The organism is Dyadobacter sp. SRI_021, assembly GCF_057586235.1.
Map to the genome: position 1 here is coordinate 170,137 of NZ_JBYCZM010000006.1, position 16,661 is coordinate 186,797.

At 52.4% G+C, this 16,661-nt stretch carries 17 protein-coding genes; 10 read left to right on the forward strand and 7 right to left on the reverse strand.

The genetic code is table 11. The annotated features are described in order from the left end of the window. Positions 1 to 9: 9 nt before the first annotated feature. Genes AC2YIT_RS19730 through AC2YIT_RS19740 form a run of 3 tightly spaced genes read left to right on the forward strand, consistent with a single transcriptional unit; the run spans position 10 to position 3,189 of the window. Positions 10 to 663, forward strand: a complete 654-nt coding sequence (locus AC2YIT_RS19730; RefSeq protein ID WP_487280290.1) for a diacylglycerol/polyprenol kinase family protein — start codon at positions 10 to 12, stop codon at positions 661 to 663. Further along, the gene (locus AC2YIT_RS19735) at positions 660 to 1,673 is read left to right on the forward strand and encodes a hypothetical protein (protein ID WP_487280291.1); all 1,014 of its coding nucleotides are present in this window, start codon (positions 660 to 662) and stop codon (positions 1,671 to 1,673) included. The genes AC2YIT_RS19730 and AC2YIT_RS19735 overlap by 4 nt, the downstream gene beginning before the upstream one ends. After that, complete coding sequence (locus tag AC2YIT_RS19740) at positions 1,654 to 3,189, forward strand: AMP-binding protein (protein WP_487280292.1); 1,536 nt, start codon at positions 1,654 to 1,656, stop codon at positions 3,187 to 3,189. The genes AC2YIT_RS19735 and AC2YIT_RS19740 overlap by 20 nt, the downstream gene beginning before the upstream one ends. A 53-nt stretch (positions 3,190 to 3,242) precedes the next feature. On the opposite strand, the gene katG is transcribed toward AC2YIT_RS19740, so the two are convergent. The 3 genes from katG to AC2YIT_RS19755 form a co-directional block, all read right to left on the reverse strand. Further along, on the reverse strand, positions 3,243 to 5,516 hold the full coding sequence (gene katG / locus AC2YIT_RS19745) for a catalase/peroxidase HPI (protein ID WP_487280293.1): 2,274 nt from the start codon (positions 5,514 to 5,516) through the stop codon (positions 3,243 to 3,245). A 214-nt stretch (positions 5,517 to 5,730) separates the two neighbouring features. After that, positions 5,731 to 6,630 carry an SDR family oxidoreductase gene (locus tag AC2YIT_RS19750; protein ID WP_487280294.1) on the reverse strand — a complete coding sequence of 300 codons (900 nt, stop codon included), beginning with the start codon at positions 6,628 to 6,630 and terminating at the stop codon, positions 5,731 to 5,733. A gap of 56 nt (positions 6,631 to 6,686) precedes the next feature. Then, positions 6,687 to 7,286: a Crp/Fnr family transcriptional regulator gene (locus AC2YIT_RS19755; protein WP_487280295.1), complete on the reverse strand. Its 600-nt coding sequence runs from the start codon at positions 7,284 to 7,286 to the stop codon at positions 6,687 to 6,689. Between the two features lie 120 nt (positions 7,287 to 7,406). On the opposite strand from AC2YIT_RS19755, the gene AC2YIT_RS19760 reads away from it, so the two are divergent. The 4 genes from AC2YIT_RS19760 to AC2YIT_RS19775 all read left to right on the forward strand — a co-directional run bounded on the left by AC2YIT_RS19760 (position 7,407) and on the right by AC2YIT_RS19775 (position 10,963). Continuing rightward, entirely contained in the window at positions 7,407 to 8,243 is an 837-nt protein-coding gene (locus AC2YIT_RS19760) for an SDR family oxidoreductase (protein WP_487280296.1), read from the forward strand. Between the two features lie 341 nt (positions 8,244 to 8,584). Continuing rightward, positions 8,585 to 9,415: a sterol desaturase family protein gene (locus AC2YIT_RS19765; protein ID WP_487280297.1), complete on the forward strand. Its 831-nt coding sequence runs from the start codon at positions 8,585 to 8,587 to the stop codon at positions 9,413 to 9,415. A 318-nt stretch (positions 9,416 to 9,733) separates the two neighbouring features. Continuing rightward, positions 9,734 to 10,330: a DUF6134 family protein gene (locus AC2YIT_RS19770; RefSeq protein ID WP_487280298.1), complete on the forward strand. Its 597-nt coding sequence runs from the start codon at positions 9,734 to 9,736 to the stop codon at positions 10,328 to 10,330. Positions 10,331 to 10,549: 219 nt separating this feature from the next. Next, positions 10,550 to 10,963 carry a rhodanese-like domain-containing protein gene (locus AC2YIT_RS19775; RefSeq protein WP_487280299.1) on the forward strand — a complete coding sequence of 138 codons (414 nt, stop codon included), beginning with the start codon at positions 10,550 to 10,552 and terminating at the stop codon, positions 10,961 to 10,963. Positions 10,964 to 11,057: 94 nt separating this feature from the next. On the opposite strand, the gene AC2YIT_RS19780 is transcribed toward AC2YIT_RS19775, so the two are convergent. Beyond that, entirely contained in the window at positions 11,058 to 11,972 is a 915-nt protein-coding gene (locus AC2YIT_RS19780) for a DMT family transporter (protein WP_487280300.1), read from the reverse strand. A gap of 108 nt (positions 11,973 to 12,080) precedes the next feature. On the opposite strand from AC2YIT_RS19780, the gene AC2YIT_RS19785 reads away from it, so the two are divergent. Both AC2YIT_RS19785 and AC2YIT_RS19790 read left to right on the forward strand, forming a co-directional pair. Next, positions 12,081 to 12,551 (forward strand): Lrp/AsnC family transcriptional regulator, encoded by a 471-nt coding sequence (locus AC2YIT_RS19785; protein ID WP_487280301.1) that lies wholly within the window; start codon positions 12,081 to 12,083, stop codon positions 12,549 to 12,551. Positions 12,552 to 12,589: 38 nt separating this feature from the next. Next, positions 12,590 to 13,441, forward strand: coding sequence for a glycosyltransferase family 2 protein (locus AC2YIT_RS19790; protein WP_487280302.1), 852 nt, complete (start codon positions 12,590 to 12,592; stop codon positions 13,439 to 13,441). 62 nt (positions 13,442 to 13,503) lie between these two features. On the opposite strand, the gene AC2YIT_RS19795 is transcribed toward AC2YIT_RS19790, so the two are convergent. Further along, a complete protein-coding gene (locus tag AC2YIT_RS19795; RefSeq protein WP_487280303.1) occupies positions 13,504 to 13,977 on the reverse strand; it encodes a hypothetical protein in 474 nt (157 codons plus the stop codon). Between the two features lie 106 nt (positions 13,978 to 14,083). After that, the gene (locus tag AC2YIT_RS19800) at positions 14,084 to 14,485 is read right to left on the reverse strand and encodes a DUF3574 domain-containing protein (protein ID WP_487280304.1); all 402 of its coding nucleotides are present in this window, start codon (positions 14,483 to 14,485) and stop codon (positions 14,084 to 14,086) included. 145 nt (positions 14,486 to 14,630) lie between these two features. Here AC2YIT_RS19800 and AC2YIT_RS19805 point away from each other — a divergent pair, with 145 nt between their 5' ends. Then, entirely contained in the window at positions 14,631 to 15,548 is a 918-nt protein-coding gene (locus tag AC2YIT_RS19805) for a VOC family protein (protein WP_487280305.1), read from the forward strand. A 48-nt stretch (positions 15,549 to 15,596) separates the two neighbouring features. On the opposite strand, the gene AC2YIT_RS19810 is transcribed toward AC2YIT_RS19805, so the two are convergent. After that, the gene (locus AC2YIT_RS19810; protein ID WP_487280306.1) at positions 15,597 to 16,640 is read right to left on the reverse strand and encodes a ferritin-like domain-containing protein; all 1,044 of its coding nucleotides are present in this window, start codon (positions 16,638 to 16,640) and stop codon (positions 15,597 to 15,599) included. Between the last annotated feature and the right edge of the window lie 21 nt (positions 16,641 to 16,661).

Consider the following 16,661-nt stretch of genomic DNA (forward strand, 5'->3'; position numbering starts at 1 on the left):
TATATAGCTATGAAAGAAATCATCCCTCCGCTTATTCTCGCCTGTTGTTTTCTCTTACTTTTTGGTGTGGCCGAACTACTGTACCATTTCGGAAAGTTGGGGGCCGAATGGACGCGCAAGATCGTACACATCGGGACTGGACTGCTCACATTACTTTTCCCTGTCGTGCTGGTCAGTCACTGGCAGGTTTTGTTCCTTTGTGCGAGTTTTCTGTTGATCCTGCTGGCTAGTCTGAAATTCGGCTGGCTGCCTTCCATCAACGCAATCGATCGTTTTTCGTACGGCAGCATCCTGTTTCCTGTCATTGTTTACCTGCTTTTTCTGGTATTTCAAATGGCGGACAGGGGCCTGATCGTTTTCTACCTGCCGATCCTGGTCCTTGCGATTTGCGACCCGGTGGCGGCGCTGGTCGGGAAACGGTTTCCGTTCGGGAAGTACCAGATAATGGGGAGCGGCAAATCGGCGGCTGGTTCGCTGGCATTTTTTGCAAGCGCGTTGCTGGTGACGGCCGTTACTGTTTCGGCATTCGATGGCGCACATTCCGGGATGCTGCTGATCCTGGTGGTTCCCTTGATGGCAACGATCGCCGAGGCGCTGGGTGTCAGGGGAATGGATAATTTTACTATTCCCGCAAGTGTGGTATCAACCCTTTGTCTGATATGATGATCACGATCACTGAAACTGGCCCCGGCAATCCGGATTTTCACTTGTTTACGGATTTGCCCGGGCGTATTTACCCGACGGGCAGCATTCGGCTCAAAACACCGGAAACGATTCCGACCGACTTTTTGAGAGCCTGTTTTTTGGTAAGGGACGGCGAAAATGTCGTTGCGAGAGCGAGTATTTACGACAATCCGCTGATGCGGTATGCCGGGCAGCATGCTTTTTCGGTCGGGAATTACGAATGCGCCGACCGGGATGAATATGCTTCGGCGTTGCTGGCGCATATTGTTTCCACTGTTAAAAGCTGGGGAGGTACCTTTTTAATAGGCCCTATGAATGGCAGCACCTGGGAGGGGTACCGCTTTCTGGCCGATCATACCAATCCATTGTTTTTTACGGAACCTCACCATCACTTGTACTACAACCGGCAATTCCAGGCGGCTGGTTTGGAACCGATCGCGCATTATTACAGCAATATCGACCGCGGTATGGAGCTGGATCACTCCGAATTAGTGGCCCGGGAGCGAGAATTGAAGGCGCAGGGAGTGACCATCAGACCGATAGACCTTTCGGACTTTGAAGCGGAAGTTAACCGGGTTTATGATTTTAACCTGCTGGCTTTCAAGACGAATTTTCTCTATACGCCCATCAGCAGGGAGGCCTTTTTGAAAAAGTATTTGCAAACAAAGGTCTATATCAATCCCGAACTTACGCTAATGGCCGAGGATAAAATGGGTAACCTGGTCGGCTATTTTTTCTGCATTCATGATTTTTACAATACTCAAAATAAAACGCTGATCGTCAAAACCCTGGCCAGGCATCCGGCGCCGGAATGGAGGGGGCTGGGGCACGTGATCGGCAACTTAATTTATCACAAAGCCGTGGAACTAGGTTATACAAGTGCCATTCATTCGTTCATCTACGAGCAGGGCACTTCCACGAAATTGTCCACGCATTTCTCCGGTACCCATTACAGGAGCTACGTTTTGTATGGAAAACACCTTGCCTGACCGGTTCAACATCACCGACCTTTTTCACGAGGCCGCACGCGTCAATGCGGACAAGCCCGCGATTATTTATCGTGAAAAGCGTATTTCATTCGGGGCGCTGGAAACGGCGGTAACACAGACCGCCGCCCATTTTCTGCGCAAGGGTATCCGCAAGGGCGACCGCGTGCTGGTGTTCGTCCCCATGAGCGACGACTTATACCGGACCGTATTGGCACTATTCCGGATCGGGGCGGTGGCGGTGTTCCTCGACGAATGGGTGAGCGTGAAACGGCTCGTCGAATGCTGCCGGCTGGCGCAATGCGCCGCATTTATCGGGACGTTCAAGGGACGTGTCCTGGCCCGGCTTTTACCCGGTTTGCGGTCGATTCCGCTGCATTTGGGTTTGAAATACAATACGGATGGGACCGTTCTGCCGTTTCCTGAAACTAAGCGGGACGATGTTGCCCTCATTACATTTACAACCGGCAGTACTGGCACACCCAAAGCGGCCATCCGGACGCATGGCTTGCTTTTTGAACAGTTCCAGGCGCTGATCCCGCTCATCGATCCGGGCCCGGGGGATATTTGTATGCCGGTTTTGCCTATTGTTTTGCTCATTAACCTGGGCGCCGGCGTCACTTCGGTGATCGCTGATTTCAATCCACGGAAGCCGGATACCATGAAGCCCGAGCGCATCGCGGCGCAGGTTAGGGGGTTAGGCGTTACTACCATCATTGCTTCGCCGTTTTTTGTCAGGCAAATGTCGCGGTACCTGAAGGGTAGTGGACTGGTTTTAAATACCATACAAAAAATACTGACCGGCGGCGCGCCTGTATTCCCGGCGGAAGCCGTCCTTTACCGTGATGCGTTCCCACAGGCGCATATCGGCATTGTGTACGGTTCTACCGAAGCGGAACCGATGAGTATGATTACCGTCGATGAGCTGATTGCCTCCGAACTGGGCAGGGGGCTGAATGTAGGAAAAGTGGAGCCGGCGGCGACCATAAAAATCATCGCGATCAGCGACGATAACATTACTGCAACGAATGAAGAGGCACTTTCCGCACTCGAAGTCGCGTCAGGCGAGATCGGGGAGATCATCGTTTCGGGAAAGCATGTACTGCGGGATTACCTGAATAACCCGGAGGCATTGAAACGCAATAAAATTTTTACAGGAGATAAATGCTGGCATCGAACCGGTGATAGCGGCTTCCTGAATGGGAACCTCTTCCTGACCGGCAGGTGTACCTCGCTTATCCACACGTCGGATGGACTGCTGTCGACATTCTTGTTTGAGAATCAGTTTCAGACCATAAACGGTGTGGAAATGGGCACGGTGATGCAGTTGGATGGTCAGCTTACAGCAATAATCGAGCTGGGTGATAGCGCTCAACGGAATGCCGTTGCGGCAGCGATCAAGTCATTATCCGAGGCATTCGGGGAAATTGTTTTTGTTTCTAAAATTCCGCGGGACCCGCGGCACAACTCCAAAATTGATTACGAAAAGCTGAGGATTTTGCTGTCACGCGGAAATTAAAAAGCCGACCGGGAGTCACTCCCGGCCGGCTGTGTTCAAGGTGAATTGACGAATCAGGCCAGATCGAACCGGTCGAGATTCATTACTTTGTTCCATGCCGCCACGAAGTCTTTGACGAACTTATCGCCCGAGTCGGAACTGCCATACACTTCGGCAATCGCCCGGAGTTCGGCATGCGAGCCAAATACGAGGTCGGCACGGGTAGCAGTCCATTTGGGCTGGCCGCTGGCGCGGTCGGTTCCCAGGTAGGTTTCCCTATCCGGTCCCATCGCTTTCCAGGAAGTGTTCATATCCAGCAGGTTCACGAAGAAGTCGTTGGTGAGCACACCCGGACGCTGCGTGAATACACCGTTTTTGGAACCGTCGAAGTTCGTGTTCAATACCCGCAAACCTCCCAGGAGCACAGTCATTTCAGGAGCGGTAAGTGTGAGCAGCTGCGCTTTGTCCACCAGCAACTCTTCGGTCATCACGCTGGATTTCACACCACGGTAGTTGCGGAAACCGTCGGTGATCGGTTCCAGGTAGCCCACGGATTCGACGTCGGTCTGCTCCTGTGTCGCGTCCATCCGGCCGGGGATGAATGGAACGATAATAGCATGACCAGCGTCCTGCGCGGCTTTCTCTACGCCGGCTGCACCAGCCAATACAATCAGGTCGGCGAGTGAAATTTTCTTGCCGCTTGACTGCGTGCTGTTGAACGCCTGCTGAATGCTTTCCAGTATACCGAGTACTTTTTGCAGCTGTGCCGGGTTGTTCACTTTCCAGTCTTTCTGCGGAGCGAGACGGATACGCGCGCCGTTTGCACCGCCGCGCTTGTCGGAGCCACGGAACGTCGAAGCCGAAGCCCAGGCGGTCGAAACCAGTTCGGAAACGCTCAGGCCGGAGGCGAGGATGTTGGCTTTCAGACCGGCGATATCGCTGTCGTTTACCAGTTCGTGGTCAACCGCCGGGATCGGATCTTGCCAGATCAGCACTTCCGCTGGTACGTCCGGACCCAGATAGCGGGCACGTGGGCCCATGTCGCGGTGCGTGAGTTTGAACCACGCGCGGGCGAATGCATCCGCAAATGCGTCCGGATTTTCGAGGAAGTGTCGTGAGATCTTTTCGTAAACCGGGTCAAAACGCAGCGAGAGATCGGTGGTCAGCATCGTAGGACGGTGCTTTTTTGAACTGTCGTACGCATCGGGGATAATCTCGCCGGCGTCTTTGGCCACCCATTGATGTGCACCGCCGGGGCTTTTGGTCAGCTCCCATTCGAACGCAAACAGGTTTTCGAAGAAGTTGTTGCTCCATTTGGTAGGAGTGGTGGTCCAGATCACTTCCAAACCGCTGGTGATGGTGTCGGCGCCTCTTCCGGAACCGAAGCTGTTGCTCCAACCCAGGCCCTGATGTTCGAGGTCCGCACCTTCGGGCTCTGCTCCGACGTGATCGGAAGGGGCCGCACCATGCGTTTTACCGAAGCTGTGGCCGCCGGCAATCAATGCAACGGTTTCCTCATCGTTCATAGCCATCCGCCCGAATGTGTCGCGGATGTCATGTGCGGCAGCAATGGGGTCGGGGTTACCGTCCGGTCCTTCGGGGTTTACATAAATCAAGCCCATATGCGCCGCGCCGAGCGGTTCTTCCAGGTGGCGGGAATGGGTCCGGCCATTGGGATCCTCGTCGGTTGATACTACACCCTGCTCGTCGAGACCCGGCTTGCCGTGTGCATAGCGGCGATCGTTACCGAGCCAGGTCGTTTCCGATCCCCAATATACGTCTTCGTCGGCTTCCCACACATCCACACGCCCACCGGCGAAGCCGAATGTTTTAAAGCCCATCGATTCGAGTGCGATGTTCCCTGCTAGGATCATCAAATCGGCCCAGGAAATTTTGTTGCCATATTTTTGTTTGATAGGCCAAAGCAGACGACGGGCCTTGTCGAGGCTGACGTTATCCGGCCAGCTGTTCAACGGAGCAAAGCGCTGCTGGCCCGAACCACCACCGCCACGGCCGTCGAACACACGGTAGGTACCCGCGCTGTGCCACGCCATACGGATGAACAGGGGGCCATAATGCCCGAAGTCGGCCGGCCACCAATCCTGCGAATCCGTCATCAGTGCATGAAGGTCTGCTTTAACTGCTTCCAGATCGAGGCTTTTGAACGCTTCCGCGTAATCAAATTGTTCTCCCATCGGATTGGAGCGGGACGAATGCTGACGCAGAATGTTCAATTTCAACTGGTTTGGCCACCAGTCGCGGTTTCTGGTACCGCCGCCGCCTACATTGTGATTCAGTGTCCCATTGTGAAATGGACATTTGCTAATGTCGTTTGATCCGTTTTCCATTACGATAAGTTCATGTGTTAAACCATATTGCCTGCCTCTGGTATTTGTGCAGCGGGATAAAGGTATAATACTGAAATTGATTGTCAAAATTGATTAATTCTATAATTCAATAGTGAAAATCTATTTCGTCGCATTGTCAGCCTGTTGCGGTTGCGAAGGTTTGGCGGCTAACACATGAACTTTTCGAAAGCTGTTTCCGGAATGTTGGAGGGCGCTAAGAAGCGGGGAGGTAGCCGGCCGTCGCAATGTCTTCCAACAATCCCGGTGCACTCGGGTGCCAACCCAGCGCCTGGCGGGTTTTTTCGCTGGATGCGACGCAGCCGATGCCCGCAAAATGCTGGAACCAGGTAAAGTGGGCTGCCGCCGTATCACCGGTTTTGCTTACCACAGGCAGGCCCAGACCTGTACCGACCGCCTCTGCGATTTCCCTGAACGGAATACCGTGCTCGGCCACAGCGTGCAATACTTTCAACGCCGGACGTTGCTCCACAATCAGCCGGTACAGCACCGCGGCATCGTGCCGGTGCACGGCAGGCCATTGATTGCCGCCGTCCCCGATGTACGCCGATTCACCCTTTTCTTTGCTAATCTCGATGATCATAGGCACAAAACCGTGGTCGCCGGCGCCATGCACGCTCGGGGGCAGGCGCACCAGGTAAACATCCACGCCCTGGGCTGCTACGGCATTCGCGGCCTCGTCGGTAGCGGCGCGTGGGATTTCGTCAGACTTTGCATTCACAGCGTCGTCCTCGGTTACGGGCCGGTGGTAGCGCAAAAGGCCTATGCCCGTGGTGACCACGAGCGGCTTTCCCGAGCCAATCAATGCCTGGCCTAATGTCTCAATGACTTTCCTGTCGGCTTCGCAGTTTGCCTTGAATTGGGAAAAATCGTGGTTGAAAGCCGTGTGGATGATGGCATCGGATCCGGCCACACCACGGCGGAGTATTTCAGGATCGTTCACATCGCCCAGCAGCGGCGTAGCGCCGGTGGCAGCCAGTTGTCCTGCTGACTTCTCTGACCTGACGAGCCCCAGTACTTCATGGCCGTTTTTCAAAAGTTCGTCTACGATGGCGGAGCCCACAAATCCCGAGGCCCCTGTTACAAATACACGCATGTTGGTTTCAATTTTGTTTGATGCAAAATTGACAGGACGCTAATGGACAAGCAAGGTCATTTGACCATACTTTGAGCGTCGCGTTGCAGCTGCGCGTGGCGTATGCGTGTGAGGGTTTTCAGGGAAATGCCGAGGTAAGCGGCTATCATTCGGAGCGGCAGGCGTGCGAGGTAGTCGGGATGGGTATTGACAAAATCGGCATAGCGTTCTTCGGGAGTGCCGCTCAGAATAGTCAGGATACGATTGCGGTTGTTATAGATCGTACGGGAAATGAGCCGTTCCGAAAACGTTTTGAGTTCCGGGACGTCTCTCAGCAATTTGTCAAAGTCCGGTTTGGCCCAAAGCAATACTTCGCTCCGTTCCACCGCTTCTATATTCACCAGCGACGGGGCTTGCTTGTCGTAACTTTCGACATCGAGCGTCCAGGTGTGTTGGGGCGAAAAATGGAGGATATGCTCGTTGCCATCCGGCTTGATATGGTAAGTCCGGAGCAGCCCGCTGGCAATGAATACCTTGTGCCGGCATATTTCCCCGGCGGTGAGCAACGCCTCGTTTTTGTGCAGGCGGCGCAGGGTAGCCAGGCTGCTGATCTGCCTGATCGTCCCGGCGGGCAGGCCGGATTGGGAGGCCATGTAGTGTTCGAATTCGGTATGCATTTACCAAAGATAGAAAAAAGCAGCCCCGATTGGAGCATATATCGGGTTCCGTTCTTACCTTAGGCGCCAGAGCCACCGTTATTTCCGATAGCATTACTTGCGACATTTTCATTGAATTCAATGCGTAAAATAGCACTGATTACCGGGCCCACTTCGGGCATCGGCCGTTTTACCGCCCTCGAACTCGCACGAAAGGGTTATGATCTGATATTGGTAGCCCGTAACGAGGCGAAGGCCCGCGAGCTGCAACAGGAAATCGGACCTGGTGTGAGTACCGGCTTTGTCCAATGCGACCTTTCCAGCATTGCGTCCGTCAAACGGGCCGTGGATGAGATCCGGGACAATTATTCACAGATCGATTTGCTGATCAACAATGCCGGGCTCATCGTTCAGCATCGCGAAACGACCGACGACGGTATCGAAATGACTTTTGCCACCAATCACGTGGGACCTTTTGTGCTCACCACCGGCCTGATCGATTTGCTCAAGGCGGCTGAATCTGCGAAGGTCGTGAACGTCGCATCCGAGGCGCATTTCTTTGCATTCAGGTACCAGACTGCCAAGCTGGCCAATCCGCCGCATTACCACGACCTGGTGATTTATGGCCGCTCCAAGCTGGCCAATATCCTTTTTTCCAACGAGCTTTCGGAACGGCTGGCGCCATTTGGCATCACTTCCAATGCTGTGCATCCCGGAACGGTTTCGAGTAGTTTCGGCGGTGACGGCAACGGCGCTACCGCATGGTTTATGAAGGTTTTCAAGCCGTTTTTCCGCACTCCTGAACAAGCCGCTACGGGCATTGTACACGTGGCCACAGCACCGGAGCTGAACGACGTAACGGGGCAGTACTTCGCGGATGGAAAACCGGCCAGGTCTTCCCCCAAAGCGAAAAGCCGCGCACTCGCACGCGAGTTATGGGCGTTTTCCGAGGCTCTCACAGAGACGGTTTTGATATAATTCTATTAAATCCATAGATTTTAAATACTTTTTCAGTCAAATGCTTGGAAGTTAGGTGGCTGTTACATTAACTTTGCATGCAACCTTATCATCCAATCGAGCTGAGAACCACCCGAAGCTGTGTCCATTTCTTAACGACATCGCATATGCGTTCGATTAAAACTGCCCATAGTGCCCCTTTCTCCGGCCGTCGTGCCAATGTTGTACCGCTTGTTTCTTACGGAGCAGGCTGTTGTTGTTGCTAGCTGAGTCCCTGCATGCCGGAGCCTTCCGGTAAGCCTCGTTTTTCCCATTATCCATACGTCGCCCGCCAGCCGCGCGACACAGACTTTCTATGCAACATGAAGTTCACAGACAGCCATATTTATTACGAAATCCTCATCCTTTTCGCGGTGATCAGCCTTGCGGAAGCATTTACAGGTCTCTACAAAAGTGAAAAATGGTCTAAAAATGAGTGGTATATCAATTTTGCGGGACTTTTCCTGTCGAGCGTCATCACACGGCCGCTTAGTTTCCTGCTCTCGGCTTACGTGCTCAACTATTTTTTCGCCGACTACTATAATGTATTCGAAGCCGTGCCGCTGTGGGCGGGCGTGCTCATTACTGCATTACTCGAAGATTTCACGCAATACTGGTGGCATCGTGCCGCGCATACCTACACGTGGCTGTGGAAGGGCCACCGTGTGCATCATAGTGCGCCGGAAATGAGCGTGTTCCTCACCGGCCGCAACTCCTGGGTGTACCTGCTGCTCTTTCCCCCACGCATCGTTTCGACGGTCCTGATATTCCTCGGCTTCGGCCAGGCGTTCCTGATAGGGTATTTTTTCAAGGCGCTGATTGGTATCTCTGCGCACTCGAGCGTGCGCTGGGACAAGCCGCTTTACGCGATCAAATGGCTTCATCCGCTGATGTGGGTCCTCGAACGTACCATTTCGACCCCAGCGACGCACCACGCACACCACGCCGCCACCGACGCCGATGGCATCGGGGTGATCAACGGGAACTATGGCAACATGTTCTTTATCTGGGATATGCTGTTTGGTACGGCTAAGATCACCAGGCAGTTTTCGGAACACATCGGCCTCGAAGACTACCAGGAAGAGCCGTGGTACGTGCAATTGGGTTACCCGCTGTTCAAGTCGAGCGACCAGCGGAGTGAGCTGTCGAAGTGAATGGTCAGGTATGGTCAGGAATAGTCAGATGTTGTCAGATTTGACTTTGTTACATACACATTATTTTTAAACATGTATGTACAACAATTTCTGACCATCAATGACAATACCTGACTACATTTTGACTATTCGGTCATTTAAAATCAAATAAAGATAGAGGAACATTCTGCTAGTGCCTTTTGGGCATGTAATAACAGGGCTTTGGCACTATGCTGTTGCATCCCTCACGGGATTTTCGGGTCATCTGATCTATTTACATCTACCAATATTACATCGCTACGCGATTTGTTCGCTACACATCTTCGAAACTGACCACTTATGCCGAAAATTCTATTGATACTATTGCTGTTGGCGTCGTTCGCCGGCAACGCCCAGGTCGCGACATTCGATGTGGTGATGGCAGGTCACACCATCGGGTCGGTGAAAGTATTGCCGCAGGACGACGGCGCACGGCTGCGCAAGCGGATCGAGGCGGAGTTCAGCATACCGTTTTATTCCGGCAGTTTTGTCGCTGAAAACCAGTTTTCCGATGGCGCCCTGCATAGTTCACTGACCGAGCAGACCGTGAATGGGAAGCGGCGCGAACAGACCGTTACCACGCGGCTCGCCTCGCAGCATTACCGCTTCGATTTGTCCGAAAAAGCCGACCGTAACCGGAAATGGGAGGTCGTGGCGCCGATTGCACACACGATCACGGGCCTGTATTACCAGGAGCCGGCGCAGGTGCAGGCAGTATATTCCGAGAAGTTCGGGGCGATGTGCAAAGTTAGAAAGCTCGGAAACGGCAGTTACAGCGTGGAGCTGCCCAATGGGAAGGAGAGTGTTTACAGTTACGAGCACGGGCATTGTGTGCGGGTGGTGACGGAGCTGGCGGGCGTGAAGCTCAGCATCGTAAGGAAGCAGCGGCCTTTGTAGGTATTTTGAAGTAGATAGGTGCTCGTATATTCTATATCGTTCGCTGTACACCTATACATTGATTACTGCCAATCGGTCGCTTAACTAGGCCGGTCGAAAAATGCCCGCTGGTATAATGCCGGATTTTCGAATACGTCCCCGCGTGAAAATCGTTGACGGGCAGTTTAATTTCCTAGTTTTGTATATTAAATCTATAAAAATAATAGATTATTTTATCTCATGAAAAAGCTATCTTTTCTGATTATTCTCTTTTTGGCGTCGGTCGCGGCCGTGCAGGCGCAACATCCCGCGCCTCAAAACATTGTGAAACCCGATCCGCAGGCGTTGGCGCAGATCAAGGCCGGAAAGGCCTATCTCGTGGATGTGCGTACGCCCGAGGAGTTCGACGGCGGGCATTTGCAATACTCCCGAAATATCAATTTCAACGGTCCGGACTTTAAAGCGCAGATCGCCAAACTCGATAAAAACAAGCCGGTATACCTCTATTGCCGCTCCGGCAACCGTAGCGGGAAGGCGGCCGATACTCTTAAAACACTCGGTTTTCACTCTTATTACAACATCGGCGGTTTTGAGCAGTTGAAAGCCGACGGTTTCCCGGCCGAACAACTGCAAACCAGCGCATCCAGAAAGTAGTCCCGACATTGTTTACGCCTCCCCAAATACAAACAAAAGCCGGCCAATGGAACCTGATTGCCTGGCTTTTGCTTACATATATCACTTCAATATGTTACGCCACTGGTGGCTCCAACGCCACATCCCGCTCCATGGCGAGCAGGAATACCGTCGAGATAATCAGCCCGGCGCCGATATAGTCCATCAGAAGGAAGGGCACGCCAAGCCAGCTCACGGAAAGCAGCGCGGCGGAGAGCGGTTCGGCGGAGGTGAGGAGACTTGCTTTTTGGCTGCCGATCAGTTTTACGCCGGTGAGGTAGGCGTAAAAGGGAATGAGCGTGCCGAAAAGGATAACGAATGCGGTGTAGGCGTATGTGTGCATGTCCCAGATGCCGTCGGTGTGCCAGGGGGCGCGCACGAGCGAGATGCCGATGCCGCCGATGAGGAGGCCCCAGCCGATGATGGTGGTTTCGTGGTACCTTTTGAGCAGTGATTCCGGTTGGATGGTGTACATCGCCAGGCTTACGGCCGAGGCGAGGCCCCAGGCCAGCGCGGTACCCGAGATGGCGAGCTCGCCCGGTTTTCCGTGCGTTACGAGCAGGAATGTACCCAGCATGGCGACGGCGATGGCCACCAGGTTGAGCGGCCGCAATGGTCTTCTGAACTTAACCGCCAGGTAAACGGCGATGATAATAGGGCTGGTAAACTGTAATATAGTAGCGGTGGCCGCATTAGAATGTTTAATGGCCGCGAAATAGGTGTACTGGACGGTGAGCATGCCCAGAATACCGAAAGACAAAAGACGGATCGCATCGCGTTTGTCTTTCCAGGGGGCGAATGTATCCGCATTTTTTCGGGCCTTGCTGATGGCCACGAGGACTATCCCGGAAATGAGCATCCGGACCGACATCAGCCATTCGACGCTGATGTGCTGCTGTTGAAATAAAAACTGACTGAATGTGCCTGATACGCCCCACAAACTGGCGGCCATCAGCACCATAGCGATTCCCTTCCCCGCCCGATTACGCATTTGACTTTGCATAGAATTAAATTGTTGCGCAAAATTAATTTTGGTCAGGCGTAATTTTTCCTCGATTTTGGGGCCAAATTTGCAATTTTGTTTCGTTGCACTATCCTTATGATTACACTCGACTCATTCGACATTTCCATTCTGGCGATCCTGCAAGCCGATAACACCACGCCCCAGCGCGATATCGGGGAGCGGATCGGGCTGTCGGCGCCTGCCGTGCAGCGGCGTATCAAGCGACTTCGGGAAACGGGCGTGATCAGAGCGGACATTTCGGTGCTCGACCCCGAAAAACTGGGTCGGCCGATCACCATTCTTACGGAGGTGAGGATGGAAGTGGAGAAGGTGGAGATTATCAAACAGGCTAAGGCGATTTTCAGTAACGCCCCGCAGGTACAGCAATGCTATTACGTGACGGGCGATGTGGATTTTATCCTGATACTGGTCGTTTATAGCATGAAAGAATATGAAGAGCTGACCCAGCAATTGTTTTTCGGGAACAACAATGTTAAGAGCTTTAAAACGAGTATCGTACTGGATATTGTAAAAGCCGGGTTGAGTATTCCGATCAATAAGCCATAACTTTGGCGCGCGTCATCGACAAAATCGTATTAGCCATCATGTTTTCGATTAAGAATTTATTTTCCCGGTTCCGTGGCTCCCATGCCGATCAATCTGTTGAACCTCAGTATTATTTATCCGTTTGCTGCATTGTAAAAGATGAAAATGATTACCTGGCCGAATGGCTGGATTACCATCGGAAAATCGGGGTCGAGCATTTCTATATTTATGATAATGGCAGCAAGAGCCCTGTTCAGGATGCCATTGCCGCGCTTGGTTACAGCGAATGGGTGACGGTTACGCGTATTCCCGGGCAGAATATGCACGTGAAAGCTTACCAGCATTGCCTCGATAACTTCGGTTATAATTCGAGATGGATCGCATTCATTGATATGGACGAGTTTATCGTACCCAAAAATGAAAGTGCAAGCTTGCCCCGATTACTTGAAAAATATGAAAATTACGGCGGCCTTGGGCTGTCGTGGTTAATATTTGGTTCGAATAATCATATTGAAAAACCCGCCGGCAGCCAACTGGAAAATTTTACCCGGCGATCGGAGGTTTCTTTCCCGCCTAACCGCCATATTAAAAGTATTGTCCAGCCGCGTTTTGTGCAGTCGGCTTACAAATCGCATTGTTTTAAATTCAAGCCGGGATATTCCTGTGTGAATGAACATTTCGTGCCCATCGAAGAGGCACTGGCCGATGTAAGCGTGGATACGATCCAGCTGAATCATTACTATTGCCGGTCGTTGGAGGAATACCGGCAAAAGGTGGAGCGGGGCATCAGCGATACGAAGCGCAAACGCAAACTGGAAGAATTTCACAACCACGACAACGAATCCAATGTGGTGGAGGACAGGACGATTCTAAGGGTTTTAGAGAAGTTGAAATCATCCCAAAACAGCTGAATTTGTAAATAAAATCCCCGGAAACTATTCCCGGGATTTTATTTATGCCGATAATCACAGTTCTATTCCCTTGATGGCACGCCGCTGGTTTGCGTCGCCAGATTCCGGTAATTGCCGGTGGTGCCTGTGTGGTTTTTGGTGTTTTTAGGCGCAGAGCCGCTGCCTTCCTTCACGGTTACATCCGGTTCGGTGAGGTTTTTTCGGCGTATCGCAATAGCTTCTTTGGAAAACAGCATCGAATTGTTGTCTTCGCGGTCGGAATACCGGCCTACGTCGTTGGCGTTTTCATGGGTGGCGCCTCCGGGGCGGTTGCTGCCGTCGTTTTCGCTGCTTTTCTGAGCGACCTGGTCGGTAGGGTTGGGCTTACCCGATTGGTCGGTGCTTTTTTTCTCGCCTTCGGGTGTAGGTGTTTGCACGCCCTGCCCCGTAGCCTTCGTCGTTTTCGATTTGTCGGTGGAACTGCTGGTACTTTGTGCAAACGCTGCCGTCGTCGCGCAGAAGCATACCATGGCGGCGGTGATCATTATCTTTTTCATACTATTTATCCGTTAGTTGTTGATTTCCTACCCTGAATACAGCCAAAAATTGTGCCAACGATTTGTCGGAATGCGTGTGGATTTTCAATGTCCGACGATTGTCCGGTCAGGGCGTTTTATTGATAAATTTAACTTTGGACTTAACATCGGTGCGGAGCACACTTTGCTGGCGGAAGCGGCGAAGGTAGCGCTGGGCAATGCTGTCGAGGGCGGCGCTCCTTTGCCTGGTTTTCTTGCCAAAAAATGTCACAACCTTGGTCGGTTCGGTGATCGTTTGTCGGGTATCGGTATCTTTCCAGCGGCCGTTGGCGTCCCATTCGGTGTAGCCTTCCGGAAAGTAATTGCTAATGACGCTGTCGCTGAAATTCTTCCACTGCTGTTCGCTCACGGTCCCGCCGCCCGGAATGTCCCGGCCGAAGTAGAGGTCGCTGCGCTGGTAGCTCGCGCAGGAAGCGAGGCCCAGGCAGCCGAGGACTGCCCATTTTTGTATGCATGTAAAGTTGATCATCGTTCAGGTCGGTGAGAGCCAAAATTTCGTGTTGTAATTTAATGTACCCATATCCATGCAACAAGTTACTAACCCGGATTTTCTTACCTTTGGGGCTCTCCGGTCAGTGCATCCCGTTAGAATCATCCACTAAAATCCAATGGTCATGCAAAAAATCGTCCCGCATTTATGGTTTGATAAGGAAGCCGCAGAAGCGGCGGAGTTTTATGCGTCGGTGTTTCCGGAATCCCGGGTGATGAGCGTCACACGGATGGAAGATACGCCTTCCGGCGATGCCGATATGGTCATATTCGAGCTCTGGGGCCAGAAATTCATGGCCATCAGCGCCGGCCCGATTTTCAAACCCAATCCTTCCATTTCATTCATGGTCAATTTCGATCCGTTGCTGTTCGGCGGTTCGAAGGAGTCGGCACGCGCGAAAATTGACGAGGTCTGGAACAAATTGGCTGACGGCGGAAATGCATTGATGCCGATCGGCGAATACCCGTTTAGCGAGCGCTATGGCTGGGTGCAGGACAAGTACGGTGTTTCGTGGCAGCTCATCCTCACAAAAGCCGAGGGAGAGCCGAGGCCGCCGATCATCACCTCGCTGCTGTTTGTCGGCGACCAATGCGGCAGGGCTGAGGAAGCCATCAACTTCTATTGTTCTGTTTTCGAAAAATCCAAACTGGGCTCACTCCATCGCTATCCCGAAGGTCATGCACCGGACAAGCCGGGTACCGTCATGTTCGCGGATTTCAAGCTCGAAGATTCCTGGTTCACTGCTATGGATAGCGCCCATCAGCACAAATTTGGGTTTAATGAGGGGATTTCGCTGGTGGTGAATTGCGATGACCAGGAGGAGCTCGATTATTTTACCCAGAAACTATCGGCCGTGCCGGAGGCTGAACAATGCGGATGGATCAAGGATAAATTTGGTGTGTCGTGGCAAATTTCTCCCGTTGAACTCGAAGAAATGATGGTAAACGGCACCCGCGAGCAGGTCAACCGGGTAACCCAGGCATTCATGCCCATGAAAAGGCTCCAAATAGCGCCGCTGAAACGTGCATTTGAAGGAAAGTAAGTTCTTTTTGTTGTCACGCTCACACTGAGCGTGACAACAAAAAGCTATCTAACTTCCGGCAGGAACGATAAACTCGAATGATGGCGCGATGTTGTAGCCGGGTTTGCCCGGGAAGGGCGTGGCGCACAGTTTCTGGGCGGTCAGTTTGAGGTCGTACATGACGCCCACGGTATTGTCCAGCATTCCGGGTTGGCCGTTGAAAGTCGTGTGAAGCCCTGAAAGCAAAGAATAATAGCTCGTATTGAACTCGTTCATCCGGTTCCATTCCTCGCTGCCGACGGGCAGCATGCTGGTTTTGGTATTGGGAAATAATGGGAAAACACCGTCCGGCGAAAACGGAATGGCCGGCCCGGAGAACGAGTAGCCATTCGGCGCGGCGTCGTCTTTTACCAGTCTCTTTCCCTTGTAGAGTTCCTCAAAACGGTAGTAATGCGCGAGTTCATCTTCCTGGTCGAGCGGGGAGGTGGAAGTGCCTTCACCTTGCTCGATGATGATGTTAATCGCGTCGATCGCGTTTTGCTTGGTATAAATAGGAAAAAGCTCGTCGTCAGGAAAGAACGAGGAAGTGACTTGTTTGCTTTTGTCGCCCGGCAATTGATCCGGCGCCAGTTCTTCGATCTTCTGTTGAATGGCCTGGTAAAATTGCCCGATCGTGCTGTATGTGGGCATTTCAGCAAGACTAACCGATTTGAAAACAATTGGATTCTCAGGTTCTTCAATTTCCATAAACACATTTTTGACCACTTCCACCGAGTATTTTTCAAGCCCTACGATGAGCCCGTTACCAATGCCCATCGGCAATGGGCCTGGATATTCGGGTACAAAATCGGCGCTGTTGATTACCGGGCGGCCGCCAAGGGCGTTCAGGATATTCGCGGCGATGGTCATATGCAGCATTTCCTCGATCACAATCGAATGGATGATTTGCCGCTGTACGGCGTTGGTGCCCGGGTGCAGCGAGAACATCGCCGTGAGGTACGGCGGGATCGTCGAATGTTCGAGTTCAATGGCGTTTTGAACGAGCGGATAGAGTTCTTCCAGGTCATTGGCGCTCAATGCCTTCTCAATATATCTTGAATCTATTTGTAGCATGGTGAATGAATTTTAAACCGT

Coding starts and splice junctions, on each gene's coding strand:
- AC2YIT_RS19730 (WP_487280290.1), top strand. CDS start 10: ATGAAAGAAATCATCCCTCCGCTTATTCTCGCCTGTTGTTTTCTCTTA.
- AC2YIT_RS19735 (WP_487280291.1), top strand. CDS start 660: ATGATGATCACGATCACTGAAACTGGCCCCGGCAATCCGGATTTTCAC.
- AC2YIT_RS19740 (WP_487280292.1), top strand. CDS start 1,654: ATGGAAAACACCTTGCCTGACCGGTTCAACATCACCGACCTTTTTCAC.
- katG (WP_487280293.1), bottom strand. CDS start 5,516: ATGGAAAACGGATCAAACGACATTAGCAAATGTCCATTTCACAATGGG.
- AC2YIT_RS19750 (WP_487280294.1), bottom strand. CDS start 6,630: ATGCGTGTATTTGTAACAGGGGCCTCGGGATTTGTGGGCTCCGCCATC.
- AC2YIT_RS19755 (WP_487280295.1), bottom strand. CDS start 7,286: ATGCATACCGAATTCGAACACTACATGGCCTCCCAATCCGGCCTGCCC.
- AC2YIT_RS19760 (WP_487280296.1), top strand. CDS start 7,407: ATGCGTAAAATAGCACTGATTACCGGGCCCACTTCGGGCATCGGCCGT.
- AC2YIT_RS19765 (WP_487280297.1), top strand. CDS start 8,585: ATGAAGTTCACAGACAGCCATATTTATTACGAAATCCTCATCCTTTTC.
- AC2YIT_RS19770 (WP_487280298.1), top strand. CDS start 9,734: ATGCCGAAAATTCTATTGATACTATTGCTGTTGGCGTCGTTCGCCGGC.
- AC2YIT_RS19775 (WP_487280299.1), top strand. CDS start 10,550: ATGAAAAAGCTATCTTTTCTGATTATTCTCTTTTTGGCGTCGGTCGCG.
- AC2YIT_RS19780 (WP_487280300.1), bottom strand. CDS start 11,972: ATGCGTAATCGGGCGGGGAAGGGAATCGCTATGGTGCTGATGGCCGCC.
- AC2YIT_RS19785 (WP_487280301.1), top strand. CDS start 12,081: ATGATTACACTCGACTCATTCGACATTTCCATTCTGGCGATCCTGCAA.
- AC2YIT_RS19790 (WP_487280302.1), top strand. CDS start 12,590: ATGTTTTCGATTAAGAATTTATTTTCCCGGTTCCGTGGCTCCCATGCC.
- AC2YIT_RS19795 (WP_487280303.1), bottom strand. CDS start 13,977: ATGAAAAAGATAATGATCACCGCCGCCATGGTATGCTTCTGCGCGACG.
- AC2YIT_RS19800 (WP_487280304.1), bottom strand. CDS start 14,485: ATGATCAACTTTACATGCATACAAAAATGGGCAGTCCTCGGCTGCCTG.
- AC2YIT_RS19805 (WP_487280305.1), top strand. CDS start 14,631: ATGCAAAAAATCGTCCCGCATTTATGGTTTGATAAGGAAGCCGCAGAA.
- AC2YIT_RS19810 (WP_487280306.1), bottom strand. CDS start 16,640: ATGCTACAAATAGATTCAAGATATATTGAGAAGGCATTGAGCGCCAAT.